18 protein-coding genes are annotated in these 26,786 nt (G+C 35.2%); 3 read left to right on the top strand and 15 right to left on the bottom strand.

All coding sequences use genetic code 11. The features are described from left to right. Positions 1–97 precede the first annotated feature (97 nt). From ABID42_RS04340 to ABID42_RS04330, 3 genes are all read left to right on the top strand, one after another. Complete coding sequence (locus ABID42_RS04340) at positions 98–1,165, top strand: YncE family protein (RefSeq protein ID WP_367282605.1); 1,068 nt, start codon at positions 98–100, stop codon at positions 1,163–1,165. Positions 1,166–1,239: 74 nt separating this feature from the next. Continuing rightward, the gene (locus ABID42_RS04335) at positions 1,240–1,824 is read left to right on the top strand and encodes a DUF3347 domain-containing protein (RefSeq protein ID WP_367282604.1); all 585 of its coding nucleotides are present in this window, start codon (positions 1,240–1,242) and stop codon (positions 1,822–1,824) included. Between the two features lie 116 nt (positions 1,825–1,940). Beyond that, positions 1,941–2,693 (top strand): hypothetical protein, encoded by a 753-nt coding sequence (locus ABID42_RS04330; RefSeq protein WP_367282603.1) that lies wholly within the window; start codon positions 1,941–1,943, stop codon positions 2,691–2,693. Between the two features lie 5 nt (positions 2,694–2,698). Here ABID42_RS04330 and ABID42_RS04325 read toward each other — a convergent pair whose 3' ends face one another. From ABID42_RS04325 to ABID42_RS04255, 15 genes are all read right to left on the bottom strand, one after another. Next, positions 2,699–3,022 (bottom strand): type II toxin-antitoxin system RelE family toxin, encoded by a 324-nt coding sequence (locus tag ABID42_RS04325; RefSeq protein ID WP_367282602.1) that lies wholly within the window; start codon positions 3,020–3,022, stop codon positions 2,699–2,701. Further along, positions 3,015–3,251, bottom strand: a complete 237-nt coding sequence (locus tag ABID42_RS04320; protein WP_367282601.1) for a hypothetical protein — start codon at positions 3,249–3,251, stop codon at positions 3,015–3,017. The genes ABID42_RS04325 and ABID42_RS04320 overlap by 8 nt, the downstream gene beginning before the upstream one ends. 128 nt (positions 3,252–3,379) lie before the next feature. Next, positions 3,380–5,272 (bottom strand): pectinesterase family protein, encoded by a 1,893-nt coding sequence (locus ABID42_RS04315; RefSeq protein WP_367282600.1) that lies wholly within the window; start codon positions 5,270–5,272, stop codon positions 3,380–3,382. 160 nt (positions 5,273–5,432) lie between these two features. Next, entirely contained in the window at positions 5,433–7,112 is a 1,680-nt protein-coding gene (locus tag ABID42_RS04310; protein ID WP_367282599.1) for a RagB/SusD family nutrient uptake outer membrane protein, read from the bottom strand. 26 nt (positions 7,113–7,138) lie between these two features. Further along, on the bottom strand, positions 7,139–10,483 hold the full coding sequence (locus tag ABID42_RS04305; protein WP_367282598.1) for a SusC/RagA family TonB-linked outer membrane protein: 3,345 nt from the start codon (positions 10,481–10,483) through the stop codon (positions 7,139–7,141). Positions 10,484–10,555: 72 nt separating this feature from the next. Beyond that, complete coding sequence (locus ABID42_RS04300; protein WP_367282597.1) at positions 10,556–11,560, bottom strand: FecR family protein; 1,005 nt, start codon at positions 11,558–11,560, stop codon at positions 10,556–10,558. A 197-nt stretch (positions 11,561–11,757) separates the two neighbouring features. Beyond that, the gene (locus ABID42_RS04295) at positions 11,758–12,444 is read right to left on the bottom strand and encodes an RNA polymerase sigma-70 factor (RefSeq protein ID WP_367282596.1); all 687 of its coding nucleotides are present in this window, start codon (positions 12,442–12,444) and stop codon (positions 11,758–11,760) included. 576 nt (positions 12,445–13,020) lie between these two features. Continuing rightward, positions 13,021–14,154: an acyltransferase family protein gene (locus tag ABID42_RS04290; RefSeq protein ID WP_367282595.1), complete on the bottom strand. Its 1,134-nt coding sequence runs from the start codon at positions 14,152–14,154 to the stop codon at positions 13,021–13,023. Between the two features lie 182 nt (positions 14,155–14,336). Continuing rightward, a complete protein-coding gene (locus ABID42_RS04285; RefSeq protein ID WP_367282594.1) occupies positions 14,337–16,535 on the bottom strand; it encodes an alpha-N-acetylglucosaminidase in 2,199 nt (732 codons plus the stop codon). A 189-nt stretch (positions 16,536–16,724) separates the two neighbouring features. Next, complete coding sequence (locus tag ABID42_RS04280; RefSeq protein ID WP_323257961.1) at positions 16,725–18,341, bottom strand: RagB/SusD family nutrient uptake outer membrane protein; 1,617 nt, start codon at positions 18,339–18,341, stop codon at positions 16,725–16,727. A 19-nt stretch (positions 18,342–18,360) separates the two neighbouring features. Further along, complete coding sequence (locus tag ABID42_RS04275; protein ID WP_367282593.1) at positions 18,361–21,630, bottom strand: TonB-dependent receptor; 3,270 nt, start codon at positions 21,628–21,630, stop codon at positions 18,361–18,363. A gap of 387 nt (positions 21,631–22,017) precedes the next feature. Then, complete coding sequence (locus ABID42_RS04270; RefSeq protein ID WP_367282592.1) at positions 22,018–23,223, bottom strand: FecR family protein; 1,206 nt, start codon at positions 23,221–23,223, stop codon at positions 22,018–22,020. A 141-nt stretch (positions 23,224–23,364) separates the two neighbouring features. After that, on the bottom strand, positions 23,365–23,961 hold the full coding sequence (locus ABID42_RS04265) for an RNA polymerase sigma factor (protein ID WP_367282591.1): 597 nt from the start codon (positions 23,959–23,961) through the stop codon (positions 23,365–23,367). 260 nt (positions 23,962–24,221) lie between these two features. After that, a complete protein-coding gene (locus ABID42_RS04260) occupies positions 24,222–24,434 on the bottom strand; it encodes a heavy-metal-associated domain-containing protein (RefSeq protein WP_367282590.1) in 213 nt (70 codons plus the stop codon). 82 nt (positions 24,435–24,516) lie between these two features. Then, positions 24,517–26,757 carry a heavy metal translocating P-type ATPase gene (locus tag ABID42_RS04255; RefSeq protein ID WP_367282589.1) on the bottom strand — a complete coding sequence of 747 codons (2,241 nt, stop codon included), beginning with the start codon at positions 26,755–26,757 and terminating at the stop codon, positions 24,517–24,519. Between the last annotated feature and the right edge of the window lie 29 nt (positions 26,758–26,786).

The raw sequence follows: 26,786 nt of genomic DNA, 5'->3' as shown, positions 1-26,786 counted from the left end.
TCTATGCTGCAAAATAACCTTTGTCGCTTCTTCTGAAGTAGAAGGAAAAGCTATTTAATCCACAAGAGAGTCTTTGAATTTTCAATTATTAGAAATCATGAATAAAATAATAACGCTTTCTGCAATCGCATTGATTAGCGGAGTGCTAACGAGTTGTAATTCTTCTGAAAATACGGCAAGTCCTGTATTGAACATTAATTATCCTGTAGCTTATGTCATTAACGGGGAAAGTAGCACGATGTCTATTATCAATCTTAATATCAATGAATTAGCGGGTTTGGTACAATTGACCGAAAAGTCAAGTGATGGAATGAACATGGGGAAATTCTTACAATATCCTCATCATGTTTATTTAAGCCCTGATAAAAGTACATTAGCAATTGCTGCTCCCGGAATGGATTTAAGTGAATCGCATAATACAACCATGACGATGGAAGGCAAAGTAGCTTTATTAGATGCAAAAACAGGTTTAGTAAAAAAAGTAATTGCTTTGCCTATGTCCAATCATAATGTCATTTATACTTTGGATGGAAAGGAAATTTGGACTTCTCAAATGAGTGAAATGGGTAAAATTTTGGTCTATGACGCTCAAACTTTAAACCTTAAAAATACGATTACTGTCGGTAAAGAACCTGCCGAAGTAACATTTTCAGCAGATGGAACAGTAGCTTTTGTAGCAAATGGCATGGATAATACAGTAATGGCTATCGACCCAAATACAAAAACAATTTTAGCGACGATTCCCGTTGGAAAAAATCCAGTAGGCGCTTGGATTGGTTCTGATAATAGAATGTATGTGGACAATGAAGATGGACAAAGTATTAGTATTATAGAGGTAAAAACATTGAAAGTTGTTGAAACAATTACTTTGGGTTTTATGCCAGGCTTTGCTGCTTTTCATAACGATACAAAAGAATTATGGGTAACTGACCCAATGAATGGTAAAGTTCATTGGTGGACTTATGATACAGCTATGAAAATGTTCATGAAAGGAGGAAGTTTCTCAACGGCTGCTGGAGCACATGCAATCGCTTTTAATAATATGACAGCCTATATTACTAACCAAGAATCGGCCTCACTTTCTATTATTGATGTAAAGACGCATACAAAAACAAAAGATCTTTCCGTCGGACAAAAACCAAATGGCATTACCTTAAAATTATAATTTTAAAAATTTATGATTTTTTGAACAGTATTCAAGTAAATTAAAATTCTTATTAATATTTAACTCTAAAAAACATGAAGACTTTTAAAATCAGCTTATTAGCATTATTAATAGGCATCAGTAATGCCACTTTTAGTCAGCACGACCATCATAAAAAAGAAGCTGTTTCAGCACAAGATATGAGTGTTACAGACATTGGGAAAACAGACGAAACCGTAAAAAAGCAAATGAATAATGTATTATTAGCTTATTATGGAGTAAAAAATGCCCTTGTAGCGACAGATGGAAAAACGGCTAATGAAAAAGCAAAAACATTACTAAGCGCATTGAAAGCCGTTGACAGTCAGAAATTAACCAGTGTGCAAAATGAAGTATTCAAAAAACTCGCAAAGCATCTTCTTTTTGATGCAGAACACATTACAGAAACAGAAAGTGTAGAACATCAAAGAGACCATTTTGGAGATTTATCAAAAAACATTTTTGCAATGGTTAAATCTTTTAAAATTACAGATACAGTTGTATATTACGACTATTGTCCGATGGCATTTGATAACAAAGGAGGCTTTTGGTTAAGTGAACAAAAAGCTATTGCTAATCCATATTTTGGTAAAAAAATGATGACATGTGGTTCTGTGAAAGAGACATTAATCAACCAATAATTCGAAAGCCCTATGCTCTCAATTTATATTTGAGCTTAGGGCTTTAATTTATTAGCAGTATCGGATAAAAAACATTGTTTTATCTTTATTTTAGATATCATAAAAAATATAATCCTTTGAAAAAATCTTTCCATTTTCGCATTCGTAAAATTCACCGTTACTTAGGTTTAGTACTTGGCATTCAATTTTTATTTTGGACGATTGGAGGTTTGTATTTCAGTTGGTCGGATATGGACGAAATACATGGCGACCATCAAAAAGCCCATATTCATCCGCTCAGTGTCAATATTCAATTGGCTAATCCACAGACAGTTATTCAACAAATAAAGCAAAAGGATTCCGTTAATTTTATTTTTGATATAAAACTGATTCAGCTTTTAGGGAAAGCTACTTATCAAATTACCTATTCTCAAGAACATGATAGAGGCAAGAAAATCCAATTAGCAGATGCTGAAACTGGCAAAATCAGACCAGCTTTATCGAAAGAAGAAGCCATCGAAGTAGCAAAAAAAGGTTTTTCGGAAGAAGCAGAAATCAGAAATGTGGAATACTTAACATCCACAAACGGACACCATGAGTACCGTGAACAAGCTTTACCCGCTTATGCTGTTACTTTTGAACATCCGAGTAAAACGACAGTGTATGTTGCCACAGAATTAGGAACGATTCAGAAATTTAGGAATGAAAAATGGAGAATTTTTGATTTTCTATGGATGATGCACACGATGGATTTTGAAAGCAGAGATAATATTTCCAATTACTTATTGCGTGCTTTTTCGATTTTTGGATTACTCACCATCCTTTCAGGATTTATACTTTTCTGGGTGAGTGCGAAGGCTATGAGTAAGAAGAATAAGAAGGTGATGTAAGTTGTTTATTCAAAATCATCAAGAAGTTGTTCTAATTCGTTGGCGTGTAAATCAGGTTTTACTTGTTTGTCATAAATACTTAACAAAACAACTTCTTTATTTTCTGTAATTACATAGGTAATTACTCTTGCACCACCACTTTTATCCTTGCCTTTACTTTTAATAGCTAATCTTATTTTGTAGCAATTCTTGCCCAAAGGAGTACCAATTATAGGGTTTTGAGCCAATTCTTTTCCAAGTTCAGCTAATTCGACCTTTAACGATAGATATTTTTTTAGTAATTGTTTTGCTTCTTTCTCAAAGCTTCTGGCAATTATAATTTTATACATCTGCTAAAAAATCATCTAAGGTGTTAAGTTTAATTTTACCTTCCTTGTGAAGTTTGACTTCTTTCAAACCTTCTTTGATGGTAGAAATTACTTCTTCTTTAGAGATTGAATCTGTTTCTTCTACAAGAATTGAGACTAATTGCTTCTTTTGGTTTTGAGGCAATTGTCTAACCAATTCAATCAATTGATTGAAAGTCATATTTGCGTTAAAATGAATTGAACCAGCCATATTTTTAATTTTATCTTACACAAATATAAACGACAAAGACTTTTAAAAAAAGCTTTTAAAGCTTAAGAGGACAATCTGTTTGTATTATTCATTAAACAGATTATCCTCTGATTATTTTGCGTATCTATTTATTTCACCAAAGTCTTCTTCAAAAAATCTGCAACATATTTAACTGTTGGTTCAAACCACGGATTAAATAAACAGAAAGAATGTGGTGCGTCGGCAAATGTATGTACTTCTGAATAAATTTTATATTGGTCTAATACTTTTCTGAAATCGTCTCTTCCAGCGTGCATTCTATCCACCGAACTATTTAAAAATAAAATTGGTGGCGTTTTTGCACCAACATGATACAATGGCGAAGCTTCATCCCAAAGTTGTGGATTATCTTTTTTAGGAATTCCAAACCAATAAGTAGCCGCCGAAGTACCTTTGCTATCGTTTCCTTCGCCAGATTCTGGATGAACAAAAGAAAGTGTTCCATCAATATCCACAACGGCTTGAACTTTTGAAGAGAAATTCAAATTACCATTTGCCCCTTCAAATGCTGGATTTTCAGCCGTTACACCCATAAAAGCTGATAATTCTCCGCCTGCAGAAAAACCTAAAGTAGCAATTTTATCAGGGTCAATATTATAGGTTTTTGCGTTAGCTCGCATCCAACGCAATGCAGATTTTAAATCATGAACAGCAGCTGGATACAAGGCTTCTGTCGATAAACGATACTCTGGCGTAAAACAAACAAAACCTAATTCCGCCAATCTTCTGGCTAATTGATAATGTTGTGTTCTATTGCCTGTTCGCCAGCCACCGCCATGAATAATCATGACCGCAGGTAAAGGTTTTGGGTAAGTTTTTGTCGGACTAAAAACATCTAATAGCAACGCTCTATTTCCAATTTTTCCATAAGTAATGGCATACTTTTCTGAAACTGTCGCTAAGGTTTTTTCAGGAACAATCGTCGTTACTGGATGCGACTTTTTACTATTTAAATAAGCTGTATAGTTATTATAAGAAGTATCTACTTTTCCTGTAATGCCCAAATGTGAGACTTGATTCCAGAAAGTATTGAAAGCGGGATTAGGTTTTCCTGAAAAGATATTTTCTAAAGTATAATTACTTGCCTCTGCTTCCGAAAGCTGATGTGACCATTTTACTCTTGATGAAGTTTTTGCTCCTTCTCCTGTATTTTGGTACTCAGCATAAAAAGTAGTTTTTTCGTTTTCTGCTTTTCCCCAAGGATCCCAACCTTCGGGTAAAATATGCTTTCCTAATTCACAATTGATGAACACCGTTTTGGCATAACTTCTCCACGGGCGACCCAAATAAACTTTGTTGACATCCGTAGAAGCAGTCAGTTTACAGTTTTTGAACACATAACCATAATTCACCCATTTTGGCGTTGAAGCCGCCGTTACATAACCGTTGGCTTTGCTGTGGATGATACAGTTTTCAAAAAGTATTGTTGCCGGACCAAAAATAAAATCGACCGTTCCTTCAATATAACAATCTACAAAATGCTGACGAGCATTATCTCCCGCCGCAAAAATGGTATCTTGATTCCCCAAGAAACGACATTTACGAATTATACAACGGTCGCCTTCAATGTGAAGTGCAACGGCTTGCCCAACTCTTCCAGCCGTATTTTCGACGATTAGATTTTCTAAAGTAATATCATTTCCTAATACTCTTAGCGTGTAAGAATCAAAGGTTTCCATTTTTCCTTTGCCAGAAAAATCATCATAAGAAATAACAGTACTGTCTTCGCCAATGATGGCGATATTACTCAGTGTACTCGGAATCGTCACTTTTTCTTTATAAATCCCTTTTTTGATACGAATCGTAATTTGATTGGGCAAGTAAACCCTAACAGCATCAATAGCATCTTGAATATATCTAAAATCTCCAGAACCATCTTTTGCTACCACTAAATCATGCTGAATTTTTAGGGCTTGACTATTACTTATGAAAGAAGTCAGGAGTAAAGCAATGAAGAAAAAATACTTTTGTTTTGTTTTCATAGAATTTTAAATTGTTATCATTGAGAGTAATCATATTCTAAAGGCAAATACACTATAAAATCTAATGCCTTGTCTGCGGAATTTTACAAACCGTAAACAAAGCATTAGATTCTTTTTAATAAAAAATCACTAAATCACAATTCACTAAATCACCATTATCTTACCAACCCGGATTTTGTGGGAATTCAGATTTATTGGTAATTACATCAAGATGAGATTGAGGAATTGGTCTTAATACTTGAAAATCCTTGATATTACTTTTAGCATTTGGATTATACGCTTTTACATATTCCACCAATTTACCTGTTCTTTTCAAATCAAACCAACGTAATAATTCTCCTCCTAATTCTCTAGCACGTTCTTCCAAAACAAAATCAATATTCATCTGGCTTGCTGTTACTTGCATGTCAGCCGCACGACCAGCTTTTGCACGATTTGTTCTCAACAAATTCATGTATTTTACCGCTTCAGCAGCATTGCCCGCTTTCATTTCTCCCTCAGCAGCAATCAAATACATTTCGGCAATTCTTTGTACAAAGGCATCTCTTTTACTTCTAAATTCAAAAATTGCCGTTCTATCTGTCGTACTGTTGTGTTTGTGCATTTCGATGAAATTACGGAAATCAACTAAAGATTGGTCAGGGTTATACAAATCGTTAATGTCTTTTACTTCATATTTCAAGGATTTACTTGCTTTAAAGGCTGAAGATAATGCTTTATGACTCCAATAAACAGCAGTATCGCCCTGAATCATATTGGTATAAACGCCAGCTTTACCACCATTTGCTTTCCAAACTTCTTTGAAAGTACCTTCATAACGTTGGTCAATATCACTATTGAAAAGTTCTAAGTATCTTCTAGTACAAGCATAACGTTGGAAACCAATACTGTTTGGAATATCCAAAATCATTCCTGCATGAAAATCATAGCGTGGCGTAAACATCAAGTGCAATTGATTCCCACCTTCAGGACGGAAAGCGTTGGCAGTAGAGTTTCCATCAAATTCTAAATCCGCAGGATTCAACAAATTATCAGCTGAATAATTCACATAAAAAATTACTTCTGAATTCGTCGAACCTTCGCTATTATTGATGTCCCAAAGTGCTTTATAATCGCTGTATAATTTGAAATTATAATCACTAATTACTTTTTTCGCCAAAGCAGCTGCTTCAGCATTTTGTCCACGAGTCAACAACATTCTTGCTTTAAATGCCTCAGCTGCTGGTTTGGTTACTCTTCCGCCTTCGTGGTTAATTCTTCCGCCAAGGTTAGCAATCGCTAAATCTAAATCAGCAAAAATTACTTTGTAAAACTCATCAACCGAGCTTTTTGTAGAAGTAGTTTGTACACCAATTGTTGGTTTTGTCGATAAATGTACGCCACCCCAAGTTTCTACAATGAGCCAATTGTACATCGCTCTAAGATAATATACTTCGCCCAAACGTAATTTTTTAGTTGCTTCTGGCAAAGGTGAAGCTGGAATTTTTTCGATAGCCGTATTACAGTAATTGATTGCGGCATACAATCTGCTCCAATATACTTGTATAATTGGGCTTTGACTATTGAAATTCGCACTCATATCCGCAATTTCTGGATGGTGACAGTCACCCCCTTTCAAGAAAAGGTCGGTGGCTAATTCCGTCATTGTAGCTCCGCCTTCTTTTCCGTACCAAAAACGAAGTGGCGTATAAGTACTGTTTACTAAAGATTCTATGCCAGTAGTGGTAGCGTAAAAAGTATCGCCTGTTAATCCACTTTTGTTTGTTTCATCTAAAAAATCTGAACATGACGACAGCCCGAAAGCAAATGCGCCTATCATGAATGTGAATATCTTTTTCATAATTATATCTTTTAAAAATCGAGAAATTAAAAATTAACATTTAAACCAAAAATCAACTGCTTCGTCATTGGAAAAGCTAAACTTCCGCCACGTTCTGGGTCGTAAGGAGCTAACTTGCTGAATGTAAAGTAGTTTCTCATAGTTGTGTAAACTCTAATTTTCGAAACGCCCCATTTGCTACTGATTTTTGAAGGAATTTCATAGCCTAAAGAAATGTTTTTGATTTTCAAGAATGAACCATCTACATAATAAAGCGTACTCATGTAGCTACTATTTTGATTTTTGTTCATGTCTGGACGAGGATGATCGTTCGTTGGATTTTCTGGTGTCCAATAATCTACTTTTGGTCCATTTTCTCTACCATCAATTTTATAATTTCCGCTGGCTTCGCTTCTAATCATTTGTCCTTCACGAGCAAAGAAGAAAACTGAAAGGTCGAAATTCTTGTAGCTAAAATTATTATTTACGCCAAGATTAAAGTTTGGACGAGGCGTTCCTACCACCATTCTATCTGCATCTGGCGTAATTTTTCCGTCATTATTTACATCTTGTACTCTGATGTCGCCCGGTACTTGTCCGTATTTTGCCGCTTCAGATTCTTGTCCCAATTGCCAAATACCAATCTTTTTATAATCGTAAAATACTTGTGTCGGCTGACCAACAATCCAACCATTTCCTAAATCTCTTTCAGCGCCGCCAGTCAATGCTACGATTTCTTCTTTGTTGGTAGAGAACGTGAAATCTGTTGACCATTTTAACCCTTGAGGAGATTTACTGACAAGATTCAAGGTAGAAATTTCGATTTCTAAACCTTTGTTAGCTGTTTTTCCAACGTTTTCGTAAACACTTGTATAACCAGAAGTATTTGGCAAAACACGTTGCATCAACAAATCGCTGGTATTACTTTGGTAATAATTAATAGCACCGTTAATTCTATTATTCAAGATTCCAAAATCAAGCCCAACGTTAGTCGTTGCCGTCGTTTCCCAAGAAAGATTTGGGTTTGAAATCGCTTTAGGATAGTATCCATAAGCCGCAACTTCTCCGAATGAATACGTTACTTTGCCTAAACCACCCAAAGTTTGGTAAGGCGAAATCGCTGAGTTTCCTGAAATACCATAACTCGCTCTCAATTTCAAGTCCGTAAACAAAGAAGTATTTTTCATGAATGATTCTTCTGAAATTCTCCAACCCAAAGCTACCGAAGGGAAGTATCCCCATTTATTTCCTGCTGCTAAAACCGAAGAACCATCTGCTCTTAAACTAGCACTTAACAAATATTTACTGTTGTATTGATAGTTAACTCTTCCAAAGAAAGACTCTAAAGTACTTTCTACCAAACCGCTTTTAATCGCTACTTGGGCTGAGTTTGCACCTAAATCATAGAAAGTAGTCGTTTCTGAAACTTGATTAAAACCTGTTCCTGAAAAAGATTCCGTCGAACGACTCAAAAAGCTATTTCCTAACAAGAAATTGAAATCATGCTTGCCCAATGTTTTTAGATAAGTAAGCGTATTTTCCCAAGTGTAATTTAAAGTATTCGCACTTTCGATGCCTGATTGAGAGATATTTCCAGCTCTGGTAATGGTTTGCGCACCATAATAATATCCTCGGCGACTGTTCTGAATATCTAAACCAAAAGCAGTTTTGAAAGTCAGATTTTTGATGATTTCCCAATCTAAATATGAAGTATTGAAAATCCTTTTTTCCAATAAATTATTGGTATAAACACCCGGTACTTCGTCCGCCAAAGGTGTAATATTAAAGCTTTGACCTGCAACTGGATAAATGATAATATTTCCGTTGGCATCGTAAGGCGTACCGTAAGGATTGATTTTATTAGCCTGATTCAAAGGGTCTTGACGAACGTCGTTGTCACGATAAGTATAGAAAATTTTCGAACCAATTTTTACATTTTGGAATAATTGATGATTTACGCCAACACTTCCGTTGTAACGTGTCAACTGGTCATTTTTAAACAGACCTTTTTCGCCATAAGCACCGAAGGAAATATTAAAAGTAGTTTTATCAGAACCGCCACTTAATGAAATTTCATGATTTTGGATTGAGCCTTTTTTCAGAATTTCTCCTCTCCAATCTACAAACTTGCGGTTTTTGATAGCATCTAATTCTTCAGGATTAAAAATCGATGCTTCGTTTGTGATGCCCCTTGTACGGAAAGCTTCTCTTTTAAAAGCTGCATATTCTTCACCATTTTGAATCGCTCCTAAACCAGCATTATCTTGCACGCCATAATATGAACTGAATGAAATTCTGGTTTTGCCAGATGCTCCGCTATTGGTTGTAATCAAAATAACACCATTTGCACCACGAGTACCATAAATTGCAGTGGAAGAAGCATCTTTTAAAACTACCATCGTTTTAATATCAGAAGGATTTATTTCCAAAGCCGAAGCACTATAAGGCACGCCATCCACCAAAATCAAGGGAGAGTTTGAAGCACTCAACGAACGATTCCCACGTAGAGTAAAGCTTAAACTTGAACCCGCTTGTCCGTCGTTTCTCGTCAAATCCAACCCTGCAATTTTACCTTGTAAAGATTCTAAAGCATTACTCGTTGGAGTAGCGACAATATCAGCAGATTTTAATACAGAAACAGAACCCGTTAAATCTTTCTTTTGTACCGTTCCATAACCTACTACAACTACTTCATTCAAGGTTTTGTCATCAATTTGTAATGAAATATTGATTGTTTTTTGATTGCCAACCAATACTTCTTTGTTGCTATAACCTACAAAACTGAAAACCAAAATGGCTTTTTCATCTGGTACTGCAATTTTAAAGTTTCCATTTGCATCAGAATTTACGCCTCTGTTTGTTCCTTTTAGTACAATATTTACTCCTGGCAAACCTTGTCCTTTTTCGTCAATTACTTTCCCAGAAACAGTTTGTTCTAAAACCGTTAAGTTCTCTGAAACAAGGTTTGATTGTATTTCCGATTGGGAGGTATTGGCAGTATTACTCTCTATATTTTTCTGATTTTGATTATTTTCGGAAGAGAGCGTCCCCAAATCACCTCTTCCTTTTTCTTTTTTTCCTTCCATCACCAAATAAGAAGTTTTGTTTACCTTTTTATAAGTAAGTCCAAAAGGAGAAAGTAAGCGGTCAAGATTTTTTTCGATACTTGTATTAGCCTGAATCATATTGCTTTGAACCATGTAACGTTCTACAGTTTTGAGTTCAAACATGATTTCTACTTTATACTGGTTTTTTAGTTCCGATAAAGCATCTTTCAATTTTTTACTTGATGAAGGCGTTCTTTCTGCCTGAGTATTTTGAGGCATTTGTTGCACCATCGCAAGAGCTTGCGAAAGCCCAATTTGCTTACCAAGAAGCATGAGAGTGACCATAAGCCCCAATTGTGAGGCTTTTTGTAACCGTTTTTTCATAATAAATGGAGGAGATGTTTTTAGGAAATGTTTTTAATATTCCGACAATTGCACATGCGTACCTTGGCGGACTACATTAATGTTTAATAATTCTGAGATTGATTTTAAAAGTTCATCCACATTTTCTGCCCTGAACGAGCCCATCAGTACTCTTTTTGAAAGTTCTGAACCTTTGATTTCTACTTGCAATCCATAATTTTCTTCTAATAAATAGGCGACTTCTTCCAAAGTTGTTTCTTCAAAAACAAAGCGTTGATCTTCCCATGCCGAATAAGCTTGCGGTTCGGCAGTTTCTTTGATTTGTACATGATTGTGGCGGTCGAGTGTTAGCAATTCACCCGGTTTCATCATTACATTTTTACTTTGTTTTCCTTCTTGATAACGTAGTTGTACTTTTCCTTTATTCAAAATTACTTTTGAGCCTCTCTTTCTGGCATAAACTGTAAATTCTGTTCCTAAAACCACTACTTCAAAATTGTTCGCAGATTTTACGATAAATTGCTGATTATCAACAGTATGTTTTACAGAAAAATTGGCTTCTCCACTTAAAAATACTTCTCTGTTAGTTTGGCCAAAACCCCAACGAAGTAAACGAAGCGATGAATTTGAATTAAGCGTTACTTTACTTCCATCGGGCAACACCAAGGATTGTGTTTCGCCAAAAGTAGTTTGGTAATTTTGGTAAATGATTTTATCCTGAAAAATAAATGCCGTTAAACCCATTAGCAATACAATTGAGGCGGCAATTAGCCAATTCATTTTACGGCGATTATTATTTTCAGATAATGGTTCAATTACTTCTTCTTCTGGTAATTCGTCATGAGGATTTCCTTTGATAAAGGCATTGAAATTATCTAAAGCCTCATGGCTTTCTGCTAAATACTGAGGATGTTTTTTCTCCCATTCTTCCAGCCATTGGTAATATAATTCTTCATTGGCTTCATCTTTCAACCATTCTTCAATGAGATTGCGTTGCAAAGGTGAAGTCTTCCGAGCGAAATGGTCAAATATTAATTCGTATGTTATTGCTAATTTCATTGTGTCTAAAGTCTTTTAATAGAATCGGATAATAGTTGAGGAAAAGGTTTTGGTCTATATAATTAAGACACATTTTTTTGAAAAACCCCTTAGTAAATATAAATTGTGAGTTTTGAATTTTGAATTGTGTCAACCGTTGTGGTTTCAAAATCGTTGATTTCACTGATAATCTTAATATTTACTGGTTTTGTTGATTCTTAATTTTTAATCAACAAATAAATAACCCCAATCAACCAATGTTCCTTCAAACCTTTTCTTATAATTGACAATGCTTTTCCGATATGTACTTCAACTGTTTTGATAGAAATATTCAATTCGTTGGCGACTTCCTGATATTTTTTTCCTTCAAAACGATTCAATAAAAATGCCTTTCTACATTGTGGTGAAAGCGATTCTACCAATTCTTCTACCTGATGAAATACTTCTTCAAATTGTGTGATACTGTCGGGTCTTTGTCCAGAAGAAGATTCAAAATTGATGGCTGAATCCAATTCATCTAATTGTTTAAATTCTGACCGAATATGATTATAAGCTTCATTCCGAACACATCTAAACAAGTAAAAACGATAGGAGGAAGTGACGGTCAGATAAGCTTTCGTTTTCCAAAACCTACAAAATACTTCACTCACAATATCTTCGGCAAGTTCTTTTGAATACACAAAACGCACTGCATGACTACACAGAATTTTATGATAACGCCTAAACAACATTTCACAGCCCTTTTGTGGCGATTCCTCAAAAGCTTTACGAATAAAAAGCTCAGAATCACTGAAGGCAGTTTTTTCTTCGAGCAACGTTTCTTGCTCTTCTGCCAATGCCTTAATTTCAGGAATGGCGGAATCACTCAACTCGTCAATGGATTCATGCGTTTTCAGCGTATTCATAAGCTATGATTTTAACAATAAATTCTTTGAATTATTCTATAGTATATAAAGGTAAGACACAATCTATCAAAAAGCCCCTTAGTAGTTAGAGGATTTTTTTTGAAAAACTTTTTGAGGATATTAGAAGCTAGAGGTTAGATTCAAGAAGCAAGACGTTAGATTCAATACTTTAGGACTGGAGGATGTTTTAAAAAGAAGTATTGAGTATTAAAACCTCAAATTTAGAAGAAGTATTTGAGTCTTGATGAGTTTTGTGCCTTGAGGTTTTTAATAAGAAATATAAGTATAGAACTATTTATAGAGTCTATTTTTCGTTTTTAAAATCTGAGTAGTGGTTGGTGATTGGTATTTTAGATTCCTAATTTGCGTACGAAAGATTCAACAGGTACTCAAAATGTTACTTAAACCAATTTTTTGTAGTGGCAATCCCATGCGGTTGCCATTTCGGATAAGGCAACCGCAAGGGATTGCCACTACAAATTTCCTTTAAAAGGAATTTCAATCATCTAAAAAAATTATTTTAAAACTTACATTTAGATATATTAATATTTTTTACTCTTAATTCTGCCCTAATGCTTATATCTTCAAAAAGACTTTTTTCTTGTAAAATATATACAATAAAATAATTTGCGTAAGCGTAACTGAACAAGCAGTAAAAACAGGTTGCCAAAGTACAGGAGTATGCGAAATAAGTCCGCCAAAGAAAAAATTAGCGGTATATCCAAAATTGACAATTCCTTCGGAAGCCATGTAAATCAAAATAGAATTTGCACCAATCCAAACAAATGGCAATGCCCATTTCTGAAATTTCCACAAGTCTATCACTAAATGAAATAAAGCAAAAAACAAGATACAACATCCCCCGACAAAGCAAACAAATGAACTTGACCAAAGGCGTTTGTTGATGGGAAATGAAATATCCCAAAGTAAACCTAAACCAATCAGTACAAAAGCTGCGATTGTCATCAAGAGTACTTTTTTATAGGCTGAAAATGCAGACTCAGTTTTCAAAAAAGTAGCTGTAAATACACCCAACATTGCCGTACCGATGGCGGGAATGGTTGATAAGATTCCTTCGGGGTCATGAACGATGCTGTGTAATCTTCCTGGTAATAAAATACGGTCGATGTAAGATTCAAGTGAACCTTCCTTGGTCAATACGCCTGCACCAAAACCCGGAACTGGAACATATTTCATAATGAGCCAGTAGCCTATAAGAATAAACGCAAAACAGAAAATCTGTTTTTGAGTATTGAAATTCAAATAAATGATTCCTGCAAAAAACCAAGCTAAACCAATTCTGCCCAAAACACTGGCGATACGTGTTTGTTCATAACCATTCCATTTGAAAAGTCCGTTTACTACTACTCCAAGGAAAATTAAAATTACTGTTCGTCTTATCATCGCCAAGTACAATGGCTTTTTAATGACATTTGGCAGTTGATTGGGACTATCAACGGATGCCTCTGCTACTTTTTTTTGCATTGAAAAAGGCATTGACATTCCCGCAATAAAAAGAAAAAGTGGAAAAATCATGTCATAAAAAGTAATTCCATTCCAAGCGGTATGATGCAATTGTTCAGACATCCATTCAAGTAAAGGAATATGGGTTGTTTCTGCCAAAGCATGAATAATGTGTTCGCCACTCATTATCCAAAACATATCGAAGCCACGCAGAGCATCTAAAGAAATAAGTCTTGTATCTTTCATAGAGTGTTTGTTTATTGAGTTCTTTATTGAGTGAATTGTGAGTTAGTGAGTTGTGAATTAGTGATTATTTTTCAGTTACTTATTAATACTTATATAAGAGTTTATTAATGAGCTATTATACATTTATAATAAAACACAACTTATTTAACAATCACTAACTCACTCATTCACAATTCGCTCAATCACAACTCATTTCTGTATTTCTTGTACATCTTCAAGGCTACTTGGTGGCTGTTGCCTTTAGTTGTAATCGGGAAATTCTTTTGTGTTTTCACCCAATTCCATTCCCAAGTGCGGATGTTGGCATCAAAGGTTTTTAAATTTGGTTCACGGTTTTCTGCCAAAGATTTGTTGAGTTCTACAAAAAACTGTTGCCATCTTGGCTTATAAAAATCATTTAACAAACCACTCCACTGACGATTTGAATATTCGTGCAAAGGATTGTTGGCATCGCCCCAAAGCGTAATCAGGTCACGAGCATTTTGTTCATAAAGTGCTTTTTCAGTAGGAGTCCTTCCCCAACTTCTTGCTGAACTAATCCACGGGCCAAGCATAAAATCTTTGCGAGTTGTTAATAATTCATCCATATCCGCAATCAAATCAATAAAAGCTTGAGCGTCTTTTTTGAATTGTACTTCATCTTTTGCTTTGTAAGCATTCTTCCATTTTTTCTGTAAAATAAGGGCATGATTTGCCAATACTTGTCGAGTAATATCTACCAAATCGTACTGAAAACCATCAGAATCAATACCTTTTTTTGAAGCTTCTATAAACAAATCCCAAGCCGGGATTAAGTCTTTGGGTTTATAATTCAGCTTAGTTTTTGTCCAAACCGTCGTAGAATCGAAAGTTGGGCGACCAGTAATAATTGATTCCGCACCATCACGAATATCTTTGCCATTATAAACTGTTTGACGAAGTACTTGCCAAGCTTCCACTAAAGATTTATCATCCGTTTTGTAACGATTCTTAGCATATTTTACCAACCATTCGTTCAAGTCGACTGGTGTAGTTTGCCAAGTATGTTGCATCATCAATTCGTAAATCACTGGATTTTGTTCGATGGCTTCCATCGTTAAACCTATTCCTTGTAAATTTTTAGAATTTGGGTCGTTCAATGCTAAAGCTGGACCGCTGGCTACGCCATCCATTCTACCAAAAAGATTCACATTTCCGCCAAAATTATTCAACATATTCCAAATCCACGGTTTGCCATAAAAAGCATCAGTACGTTTCCAAACGGGTTCGATTTCAGTTGCTAAATCTAATAATAACATTTTATCATTAGGAACAGCACTTAATAAAGCTTCGATTTGTGGTGCTTTCCAGAATTTTCTATCACTGTAAAATAACCAACCTTGCATCACCCAAACTGCGTCAGGGTCTGCTTGGCGCATTCCTTCATAAATTCTGGCACTCAGTTTCGATAAATAAGCTGGTTCGTCGGTTGGCGGTTCATTTTCATTGAAAGTATCAGCCGAATACAAATGGTCTGAACCGAAAAGTTTTGTTTGTTTATTGATAAACTTTTTGCCTAATTCTGCAAAAAGCGGGTCTTCTGAATCCAAAATATAAGTATCGCCAAAGCCGTTTGTCCAGTTGGTTGCTTTTAATTTTGCATTTGGATATTTCTTTTTGAACGCCGCAGGCACGTGTCCCGTAAAAGCTGGCAAAACAGGTTTCATGCCTAAAGCACGTTCTCTTTGCACAATTTTCACTTGTAAATCTTTATGTGATTTCATCCAACTGATAGGAAGTGGACCGCCCCAACCATCAAGATTTCCCATCCAAAACCAAGAAAAATATGCTGGTCCACTGAAAAAATCTTTCAAATCATTATCCGAAAAACCCATTTCATTATATACTTCTCGCCAAGTATATTCTTCCCCCGTAATCGCCAAAGGCATATTGATTCCGTGCATCGCCATCCAGTCGATTTCTTTTTGCCATCTTTCCCAATTCCACCACGACATACTGTAATTGAATGTACAGTAATTCAAATAATAGCGATATTGATAGGGTGTTTTTTTAGCAATTTTTGTCGGAATTTGTGGCAGTTTTACTGGTAAATCAAGATTTACGCCATTCCAAGTAATTTGGCAATGGCAATATTCTGTTAAGTAATAATATAAAGCAGAAGCAACAGCCACGCCATTGTTTCCTCTTAAAATGATTTTTTGGTTCTTGCTTTCTATTTCAAAAAGGTCTTTGGGTGCAGTACTTTCTAAGGCTTCGACCACAAAAAATTGTGCTTTCTGAGGAATCACCCTGCCAATGAGTGCTTGGGCTTCTTGTTTATTAAGCTGTGCATTTGTCAGATGACAACTCAAAAGCACAAAGATGACCACGAGAAAGCCAATGGGCTGAGATAGTTTAGTCATGTGGAGTATAGTTTGGGTTATAAAGCTAAACCTTTAGCGGAAGGTTTAGCTTATAACTTTAAAAAAAATTGGGTATGATTACTCTAAATTTTTGATAAAAAAACTGATTAAAATACGAACGACAATCAATATACGTGTACATTAACCACAGGTAAAGATTTTACCAAAACCTGTGGTTAACACTAGATTTTAATAGCCAGGATTCTGTTTCAAAGCAGGATTCAACTGTAAAGCCACTCTTGGAATTGGGAAAATTCTACGATAGGCTTCAGCATTTGTTTTATAGCCCCATTTGTTTTCGTATTTTCCAAAGCGAATCATGTCATTTCTACGCCAGCCTTCCCAAGCAAATTCACGAGTTCTTTCTGCATAAATAAATTCTAAATCAACACTTGTTAAAGCAGCAGAAGTAGTTCTTAATGCTCTTAATTGATTTACCAAAGCAAGTGGAGTATGTCCTAAAGTGGCTGCACCACCTCTTAAAATAGCCTCTGCTTTCATTAAAACGATGTCTGAATAACGGAAAACAGGTTTGTCGTTATTTTGATTTCTGTTTAAAGAAGTAGCATCAGGATAAAATTTGATATTGCGATAGCCCATATTCCAAGCGATTTCGTCGTTACCCACATCAAATGAAGCAACATCTTGACGCAAAGTAACTTCTGGCGTTAAGTTTACATGATAAGTTACCGAAGCCGATGGGTTACTTCCTTTATAGTACTGATCATAACCAATATTGGTTGTGGTAACCGTTACAGGTGTTACGCCATCGTTCATATATTGTAAACCTGTAAGCCATTGTTTATTACGAATATCGTTCGCATCGTTGAAATAAGCATAGTATTCAGGTAAAGTACTTGCCGCACCCGCTGGCGTAAATGGCAGGCTAAACTTTTGACGTTCGCTTCTTGGCACATCAAAACGAGCATGAATATTTACAGATCTAAACGGGAAACTGTTTGCAGCAGCTGGGTCGTAAGGAACAGCGAAAATAAATTCCTTCATTTGTGGTCCATTCGCTGGATAAAACATGTTCAGATATGAATTCTTTGGCTCAAGTGCATATAATCCTGAATTCATTATTTTATCACAAGCCGCAATACAATCATCATATCTTTTTGTGCCTGTGTATTGTTCAGCATTCAAATACATTTTGGCTAATAAAGCATAAGCAGTCCATTTATTAGCTCTTCCATAAGTACTTACGCCAGATACATCGCTAAGATAAGGCAAAGCAGCGTTAATTTCTTTTTCAATAAAATTGAAAACTTCTGCTCTTGGAACATTCGTTTTTGGATTAAAATCACCGTATAATGTATCAATTGGTACATTTCCGAAGTTATCCATCATCATAAAATAAGCGAATGCTCTTACCATTTTGATTTCAGCCAAATTGGTTTTCTTGATTGCTCCTTCGGGCATTGTCGTTGACAAAATCGACAATGATTGATTGGCAACACCAATGGTAGTTGATAACCAAGTCCAGTTACCGTTGATATAACTATTATCGGGAGTCCAAGTATGATAGTGCATCGTTTGGTTTTGTCCGCCATCAAACCAGTTACCACCTCTTGCGGGCATAATTCCTTCGTCCGTACTAAATGATTGTTGGAAGAAATGCTCAACAGCATAATTTCCTCTTAGTGCTACATAAACAGGACCAGAAGCTGAAATAAATTGCTCTGTATTAGTCGGAAAAACATCCGTTGTTAATTCAGTTGTTACAGGAACATACAAATCGTGGCAGGAAACCAGCATGCTTGAAAGTAACACTGAAAATAATATATTTAAATATGATTTTTTCATGATTTCAAAATTTTAAAAATTAGAATGATACATTAACACCTAACAAGAAAGTACGAGTTTTAGGGTAGAAGTTATTATAATCTACACCCGGAGCAATACCGCCCTGATTCACTTCTGGGTCAACACCTGTGTATTTTGTTATGACAAAAAGGTTGTTGACAGAAGTATAAATTCTTAGGTTTTTAATCACTGAACCTAACTTTTTGAAGTTATAGCCCAAAGTAGCATTATCGAATCTAATAAAGCTTCCATCTTCAATAAAGCGTGAAGAATAGAAGTAAGCGTTGATATCAGAAGCAGATTCATTAGCTGCATCTGCTAAAATATTGGAATATTGCGCTGTGTTTGGTCTGAATAAATCAGCACGAGTAGCATTGAAAATTTTGTTGCCAAATACTCCTCTGATGAAAAGATTGAAATCAAAATTTTGATACTTAAATGTATTACTCCAACCTAACAATAATTTAGGTTGTGCGCTACCCAAGTAATGATAATCAGTTCCTTCTCGTGGCGCTGTTGTTAATTTACCGTCAGCTCCAACAAATTGAGAAACTCCATTTGCATTTTTCCCAGCATACTCTAACGCAAAGAATTGTCCAAGTGGTCGTCCAGCTTTCAAGATTTGTAAAGATCTACCCGACTGTCCACCACCTTCTGGACGAGATAATAATACAGAGTCTCCACCCGCAAATAATGGATTCGATAAACTTGTAATCAAGTTGGTATTATGAGCAAGGTTCAAATTACTTGTCCAAGTAAAATTACTTTTTGTAATTAATTTAGCACTTAAGCTCAATTCAATCCCTTTGTTATTAATACTTCCACCATTGGCAACAATGCTTCCATTTGGTACTAGAATCGGGTCAACGCTGTAAGAGTAAATCATTCCAGTAGTTGTTTTATCATACAATTCTAATGAACCACTTACTTTGTTATTTGCCGTAGTAAAATCTAAACCAATGTTCGTTGTCGATGTTTTTTCCCATTGTAAATTTGGATTGGCAGCTTTTGTTGGGCCATAAGCTCCTGTTAATGAGCCATTATAATAATATGTTCCAAGACTTCCAGAAATAAACTGTGCAGTATAAGCATTGAAACCCGAAGCATTACCTGTTACACCATAACTTGCTCTTAGTTTCAAATCGCTCAATATTGTTTGGTTTTCCATGAAATCTTCTTGGCTGATTCTCCAAGCTCCGCCAATTGAAGGGAAGTAACCCCATTGATTATTAGCACCAAATACCGAACTACCATCCCTTCTGATTGAACCTTGCAACAAGTATTTACTTTTGAAGTTATAGTTAAATCTAGCAAAATCAGAAATCAATTGTGTTTCTTGATACACGCCGTCTGGTCCGAAACTAATTTGAAAACCAGAAGTACCATAAGGATTACTCAAGGCTAAGTTATTGTAACCAATATTATCTACAGGTAAATTACTTGTTGTTACTTGGAAACCTTCGCCAATTTTATTGTTTTGCCAAGAATATCCAATTACTGCATTGATAGAATGATCACCAAATTCCTTGTTCCAAGTTAAATACGTTTCTAAAATTTTATTGGTGTTTTGGTAAGAGCTTCTTGTTGCTTGTCCATTCTTTCCAAATGCTTGTTGGTAGTGAAAACCCAAACCTGGATCTGGATTATCATACATATTATTATAAGTAGTTGTATAATATTTGTTATAGTATGAACCTTGCAATGAATTTGAGTTCATATACGATAAATCTAAATTATACGTCAAACCAAAAGGTAATTCTAATTGTGTTTTAAAACTTCCGATGAGGTTACTATATTTAGTATTCATCTGGCTATTATTAATCATGGCTACTGGATTGTAATAGCCAGAATTTTCTGGATTTTCAAAATACGTACCATTTTCATTCGTGATAGGCGAAACAGGTAAATACGACGTAGATTGTAATAAAACCGTATTTCTGTAAGGAATATCCTGAGCATCACTGCTTGAATTGGTGATTGAAAAACCAAATTTCAATTTGTCTTTCAAAGCCAATTGTTCAATTGATAAACGAGCAATTACTCTTTCTAATGAACTATTCAATAATATACCTTCTTTTTTTACGTAGTTCAAACTAGCACTATAAGTAGTGTGTTCGCCACCGCCGTTGAAAGATAAGTTATGATTCGTAGAAATAGCCGAACTTTTTTGGATAGCAGACTGCCAATCAGTGTTCGCTCCTTTATCATCTTTTGGAGAAAAACCAACATTGATTTTTGTTAAGAATGCTCTCAATTGGTCAGCCGTCATCATATCTAATTTGTTAGATACTTTTTCCATCCCAACAAAAGAACTGTAAGAAACTTGCATTTGTCCTTGCTTTCCTTTTTTGGTTGTTACCATAATTACGCCATTTGCGGCACGGTTTCCATAGATTGCCGTGGCTGCGGCATCTTTCAACACATCAATAGAGGCAATATCATCAGGAGCAATCGTTGAAATATCAGCACCAGGCACGCCATCAATTACATAAAATGGATTCTGAGCGCTATTAATCGTTGAAGCACCACGCATAATTACGGCTGCAGGTTTGTTCGGGTCACCACTGGCTGTGATATTCAAGCCCGGTACTTTTCCTTGCAAAAGCTGACCAACATCTGTAATCGCACCTCTGTTAAGTTCTTCTGTTTTTACAGTACTTACAGCACTCGAAAGATTTTTACGTGATTGTTTTCCATAACCTACTACCGCAATTTCTGCCAAAGAAGTTGCTACTTCTTGCAAGCTAACCGCAATAAATGTTTGGCTACCAACCAATACTTCTTTGGATTTATAGCCAATGTATGAAAAAACAAGTGTTTCATCTTTTGAAGCATTCAAAGAGAATTCACCATTAGCATCGGTTGTTGTTCCTTTGCTTGTGCCTTTAATGGCAATATTTACACCCACCAATGGTTTGGTATCGGTAGAAGAAATTACTTTTCCTTTAACAGTTTGTACAATTATTTCAACAGGAGCTTCTAGTTTAGGGATTACTTTTTTAGGTTTTACAACAATTGTTTTATCAACAATTAAATAATCTAGTGGTTGATTGGCAAAACATTCTTCAAGTACTTTTTCAATGTTAGCATTTTTCAGATTGATAGATACCTTGTCGGCATTCAATAACAAATCTGTTTTATACCAAAAAGTATAATCGCTTTGTTTTTCAATCTCTTTGAATACTTTATTGATAGCGGTATTTCTAAGGTTTAAATTAAACCTCTGCGAAAACCCTACAGCGCTTACCTGTAAATATATCGTCAATGATAAAATAAAGGTTAGTTTCATGACCCTGAAAAATTTAGTGGATAGTTTTTGTCCACGACAGGAAGCCGAAATACACGGCAAGCCCAGCCTAATTTGGAAAATAGGATTGCGATTCATACTTTTGTTTTGGGGTTTTAAATAAGATACTTGGAAAATTTATTTTAATCGAACTCCGACTTTGAGCGAAAACGTGGCTGCGTTTTCGCTTTTTTCGTTATTCAATGTCTTCTAGTGGAATGAGTGCCACTTTCACTGAAAAATGTTAAATATTTTTATACTCAGCAATTTTTGATTTCGGATTTGGGATTTCAGATGTTGGATTTGTGAATCACTAATTCAATTCCAGGCAGTGGATTTGAGATTTTAGGATTAAAATCACTCAATCACAATTCACTAACTCACAATTTATCAAGGCGTTATAATAATTTTTTTACCTTCTATTTTAAATTGCACTTCACTCATTGACAGAATTTTCAATACATTTGAAAGATTTGTATTTCTTTGAAGTTTTCCCGTAAAATGTTCATCTGGTATTTTTCCAATATACTGAATATCAACATCATACCATCTTTCAATTTGTCGCATAATCAGTTCTAAACTGGCATTATTAAATTGAAAATATCCATTTTTCCAAGCTAATTCTTCCTCCAAACTCACATCGTTAATGGTTCTAAAAATACCATTATTAAAGCCAACTTTCGCTTGCTGACCGGGTTGAAGAATCGTAGAACGTTCGTTTTTGCTCACTTTTACAGAACCTTCCAACAAAGTAGTTTTCGTTGCTTTTTCATTTGGATAAGCCATTACGTTGAAATGTGTTCCCAATACTTCGATTACCTGTCCATCGCTAATTACCTTAAATGGCTTCTTAGCATTTTTGGCAACTTCAAAATATATTTCCCCAGTCATTTCCACTTTACGTTCATTGCCAGAAAAAACCAGTGGGAATCTTAAACTTGAAGCGGCATTCAACCATACTTTCGTACCATCCGATAATACCACTTGATATTGCCCACCTTTGGGCGTAGTAATGGTATTATACCTAGGTTGGGCAATAGCCGATTGTTTAGATTCATAAACCAATTGTCCATTTTCTGGCTTTAGAATACTGGTTTCACCTTGTTTGCTGAGTGTACCATTTTTGGAATTATCCAATATTACTTCTGAGCCATCATCAAATGTTAAAATCGCTTTATCGCTTCCCGGTAAAATATCATTTTTCTCAAATTCTTTTACTTGTACAATTCTATTTTCTGTTCTTTTGTCAACAGTATTGTATTGAAACCAAGCGAATAATCCAAGCGATATAATTAAAGCAACAGAGGCAGCTATGCTATAGCTTATTTTACCAAAAATAGGTTTTACTTCTTCTTCAAAGTTTTCTTCTTCGGTTACTTCTTGTTCTTGAGAAAAAATTGAAGACAAAATTCTTTGCGACATTTCTTCTGGCATCTCAAGTGTAGATTCATGCTTTTTCCACGAACTATGTAAAATTACTTCTAACTCGCTTTCCGATGCAGAATTCGCCCATTTCATCAACTCATACTTTTCCTCTTCAGTACAATCATTACTGAAATATTTTCCAACCAAAAAGTTGATTCTTTCTGAAGGCATATTAATCAATGGCTTTTAAACCTTTAAGACTATAAAATTTATGTAAGCAAAACAATCGAAAAGTATCGTTTTTTGTGCTTAACTAAATAGAAGACATTTCTCGGAAAGGATAGGACTAGTTAAGAAGAAATTATTTTTAAATTATTTTTTGAGCATAATCCAAAACATGTAAAAAATATACATGGCTGCCTGATATTTCAGTTTGTGTTTGATGGTATTGAGGGCTTGAATGATGTGATTTTTAACCGTAGAAGGGGAGAGGTTTAACATTTCAGCAATTTCATCGTGTTTTAAGTATTGTTCACGACTAAGCTTAAAGATAAGTTTTTGTTGGGGAGGGAGGTTTTCGATAATTTGCTTCAACAGTTTTTGTGTTTCATCAAATTGAATCATATTATCGGTGGAATTTACTTCAATATTTTGTGTGTCAAAATATTCAGCATACAACATTGTTTGTCTAGCAACATTTTTAAACGCATTAATCGCTTGATTTTTTGCCATTCTAAACAAGTAAGCATCAAATTGAACAATATTCACCAGTTCACTTTTATCTTTCCAAAGCTTCAAAAAAATCTCTTGGATAATATCTTCTGTAATCTCATTTGACTCAGTCAGACGAAACAAATACCCATATAATTTCTTTTTGTACGCATGAAATAAGGTAGCAAAAGCCTGTTCGTTTCCAGACGAAGCAAGTTCTAGCAGTTCATTTTCATCATATAAAAGCTTTGTAATCATTTAGTCAAAAAAGTATATTTTCTATAAATAAAGAAACTCAATTTTTAAATATACTTATTTTTTTGTCAAAATGTGCTGATTTTTAAACTAGATTTCTAAAAAAAGTGAATTTTAGAATATTTATCAAGTAAAAATAGACTCTCTGAAAAGTCTATTTTATGTTTTTAAATATTCTCTGAAATCGAGTTTACAAAGAAGCTTTATCCTCAATAGTTGAATATTAAGGATAAAACTTTATTCTGATGAGATGAAAAAATCTACTACTGTTTCTCAATGCTAAATCCAGCCTTCTGTACGGCTTCGATTACTTCTTCTGCATTAAGTTCTTCTTCTCCAGAAACGCTGAGAATTTTATCAGCATTATTAATGTCCACTTGCCAATTCTCTATGTTTTCAAGTTGATTCAAGAAAGGTTTTACTTTTGCTACGCAATTGTTGCAATTGATATTGGTTTTGAATGATAATGTTTCCATTTTTAATTGTGATTGTGTGAATTAGTGAGTTGTGAATGAGGGAATAAAAACACTCATTCACAACTCACTAATTCGCAATTGATTAATGTCTATATTTTAAACGAATACTATTACTTACTACTGAAACTGAGCTGAGTGCCATCGCAGCTCCTGCAATCATTGGATTTAACAAAAAGCCATTGAAAGGATACAACAAACCTGCCGCCAAAGGAATTCCGATGAGATTATAGATAAATGCCCAAAACAAATTCTGACGTATGGTTGAAACCGTCTGGCGAGAAAGCTTCAAGGCTTGAGGAATTTTTAATAAATCAGACGAAATTAAAGTCATTTTGGCTACGTCCATCGCAATATCTGAACCTTTTCCCATCGCAATACTGATGTCGGCTTGTGCCAAAGCCTGCGAATCGTTGATGCCGTCGCCCACCATCGCTACTACTTTTCCTTCTTTTTGTAATTGCTTGATAAATTCAGCTTTTTCGTTGGGCATCAAACTCGCTTTCACATTCTTGATACCGACTTCATCTGCTACTTTTTGAGCCGTCAAAATATTATCGCCTGTTAGCATAAATACTTCAATTCCTGCTTCTTGCAACTCTTGAATGGCAATGTTAGAAGTACTTTTAATTTTATCAGTGATGGCTATTATCGCTAATATTTCTTTTTCATTGGCAAAAACCACAACCGTTTTTCCTTGTTTTTCTAAAGAAATAATCGTCTGTTTATCTATCCCCAAAACAAAACTCTCAATCCATTTCGGACTACCAACAAAATATTTTACTCCATCAAAATTTGCTCGAATACCTTTTCCAACCACATTTTCAAAAGTATTGATGGTCAAAGATTTTACGCCTTCGGCTTTTAAATGTTGGGTAACAGCTTCTGCCAAAGGATGACTTGAAAGGTTTTCTAAAGACAATAAAATACTTTTGTAGGTCTCGTTTTCGGGTTTGTTCAGCCAAATTAAATCACTCACAGAAGGTTTCCCTTCCGTAATCGTACCCGTTTTGTCTAAAATAATGGCGTTTACGTTATGGGCAATTTCCAAGCTTTCAGCGTCTTTTATCAAAATTCCATTTTCAGCTCCTTTGCCAACACCAACCATAATTGCCGTAGGCGTAGCCAAACCCAAAGCACAAGGACAAGCAATCACCAAAACTGAAACAGAAGTTAATAAAGCATGAGTCAAAGCATTTTCACCCCCGAAAATCATCCAAATAATAAATGTAAGTACAGCAATAATGATGACGATTGGCACAAAAATACTGGCAATTTTATCGACTAATTTTTGTACGGGTGCTTTACTTCCTTGTGCCTCTTGCACTAACTGAATAATCTGAGCCAGAAAAGTTTCATCGCCTACTTTTTCAGCAATAAATTTAAAACTTCCTTGCTGGTTGACTGTGCCAGAAAATACTTTAGAACCTTTACTTTTTTCAACAGGAAGCGGTTCGCCACTCATCATGCTTTCATCTACAAAAGAATTTCCTGATAAAACTTTACCATCAACGGGTATTCTATCACCAGGACGAATCAGAATTCTGTCGCTTACTTGTACTTCGGCAATGGGGATTTGCTTTTCTTCGCCATTTTCAATTACCCAAACGGTTTTTGGCTGCAAGCCCATCAGTTTTTTAATGGCGGTAGAAGTATTCGATTTGGCGTTTTCTTCTAACAGTTTTCCCAACATGATAAAAACAATTACCACGGCGGCAGCTTCATAATACACATGAGCGTGCAAACCTCGATGATGCCAAAACTCTGGGAAAAGAGTATTGTATAAACTAAATAAAAAGGCAATTCCAGTACTCAAAGCCACCAAAGTATCCATATTGGCAGTGCCCGCACGAGTTTGTTTGAGAGCATTCACAAAGAATTGTCGTCCGAACCAAAGTAAAACTGGCGTGGTTAGTGCCAATTCTATCCAGTTGGCGTAGGGCATTTCCATGAAAAACATGCCAATAATTACCACAGGAATTGTTAGAATGGTGGCCCAAATCAGGTTTTGTTTGAGTTTTTGATATTGATTTTCTTTTAGAATTGCCTGCTGTTCTTTGGCTTTTTCGGGTGTTCCTAAAATAAGTCCATAGCCGATTTGCTGTAATTTTTCTTGCAAAAACTCTGGAGAAGTAAGGCTGGTATCAAATTGAATTTTGGCAGATTCATTCGCAAAATTGACAGCACATTCCAATACACCATTTTGTTTATCAAGAATGGTTTGAACACTACTCGCACAAGCGGCACAAGTCATTCCAGTAACGGGAACAATCAGTGTTTTGATTTGAGTTTGATTTTCTACTTTACTTTCCATCTTTTGTGTCATATTTTGATAACACAAAATTAGCGTGAAGG

The organism is Arcicella rosea (genome assembly GCF_040543805.1).
GTDB classification, from domain to species: Bacteria; Bacteroidota; Bacteroidia; order Cytophagales; family Spirosomataceae; genus Arcicella; species Arcicella rosea.
This window is presented reverse-complemented; position numbering and strand designations above follow the sequence as displayed.

Bases quoted from the DNA above. Each gene is read 5' to 3' on its own strand.
- ABID42_RS04300 (WP_367282597.1), bottom strand. From the start codon at position 11,560: ATGAAATTAGCAATAACATACGAATTAATATTTGACCATTTCGCTCGG.
- ABID42_RS04255 (WP_367282589.1), bottom strand. From the start codon at position 26,757: ATGACACAAAAGATGGAAAGTAAAGTAGAAAATCAAACTCAAATCAAA.
- ABID42_RS04310 (WP_367282599.1), bottom strand. From the start codon at position 7,112: ATGAAAAAGATATTCACATTCATGATAGGCGCATTTGCTTTCGGGCTG.
- ABID42_RS04340 (WP_367282605.1), top strand. From the start codon at position 98: ATGAATAAAATAATAACGCTTTCTGCAATCGCATTGATTAGCGGAGTG.
- ABID42_RS04275 (WP_367282593.1), bottom strand. From the start codon at position 21,630: ATGAAACTAACCTTTATTTTATCATTGACGATATATTTACAGGTAAGC.
- ABID42_RS04260 (WP_367282590.1), bottom strand. From the start codon at position 24,434: ATGGAAACATTATCATTCAAAACCAATATCAATTGCAACAATTGCGTA.
- ABID42_RS04285 (WP_367282594.1), bottom strand. From the start codon at position 16,535: ATGACTAAACTATCTCAGCCCATTGGCTTTCTCGTGGTCATCTTTGTG.
- ABID42_RS04265 (WP_367282591.1), bottom strand. From the start codon at position 23,961: ATGATTACAAAGCTTTTATATGATGAAAATGAACTGCTAGAACTTGCT.
- ABID42_RS04335 (WP_367282604.1), top strand. From the start codon at position 1,240: ATGAAGACTTTTAAAATCAGCTTATTAGCATTATTAATAGGCATCAGT.
- ABID42_RS04305 (WP_367282598.1), bottom strand. From the start codon at position 10,483: ATGGTCACTCTCATGCTTCTTGGTAAGCAAATTGGGCTTTCGCAAGCT.
- ABID42_RS04290 (WP_367282595.1), bottom strand. From the start codon at position 14,154: ATGAAAGATACAAGACTTATTTCTTTAGATGCTCTGCGTGGCTTCGAT.
- ABID42_RS04295 (WP_367282596.1), bottom strand. From the start codon at position 12,444: ATGAATACGCTGAAAACGCATGAATCCATTGACGAGTTGAGTGATTCC.
- ABID42_RS04280 (WP_323257961.1), bottom strand. From the start codon at position 18,341: ATGAAAAAATCATATTTAAATATATTATTTTCAGTGTTACTTTCAAGC.
- ABID42_RS04315 (WP_367282600.1), bottom strand. From the start codon at position 5,272: ATGAAAACAAAACAAAAGTATTTTTTCTTCATTGCTTTACTCCTGACT.
- ABID42_RS04325 (WP_367282602.1), bottom strand. From the start codon at position 3,022: ATGTATAAAATTATAATTGCCAGAAGCTTTGAGAAAGAAGCAAAACAA.
- ABID42_RS04270 (WP_367282592.1), bottom strand. From the start codon at position 23,223: ATGCCTTCAGAAAGAATCAACTTTTTGGTTGGAAAATATTTCAGTAAT.
- ABID42_RS04320 (WP_367282601.1), bottom strand. From the start codon at position 3,251: ATGGCTGGTTCAATTCATTTTAACGCAAATATGACTTTCAATCAATTG.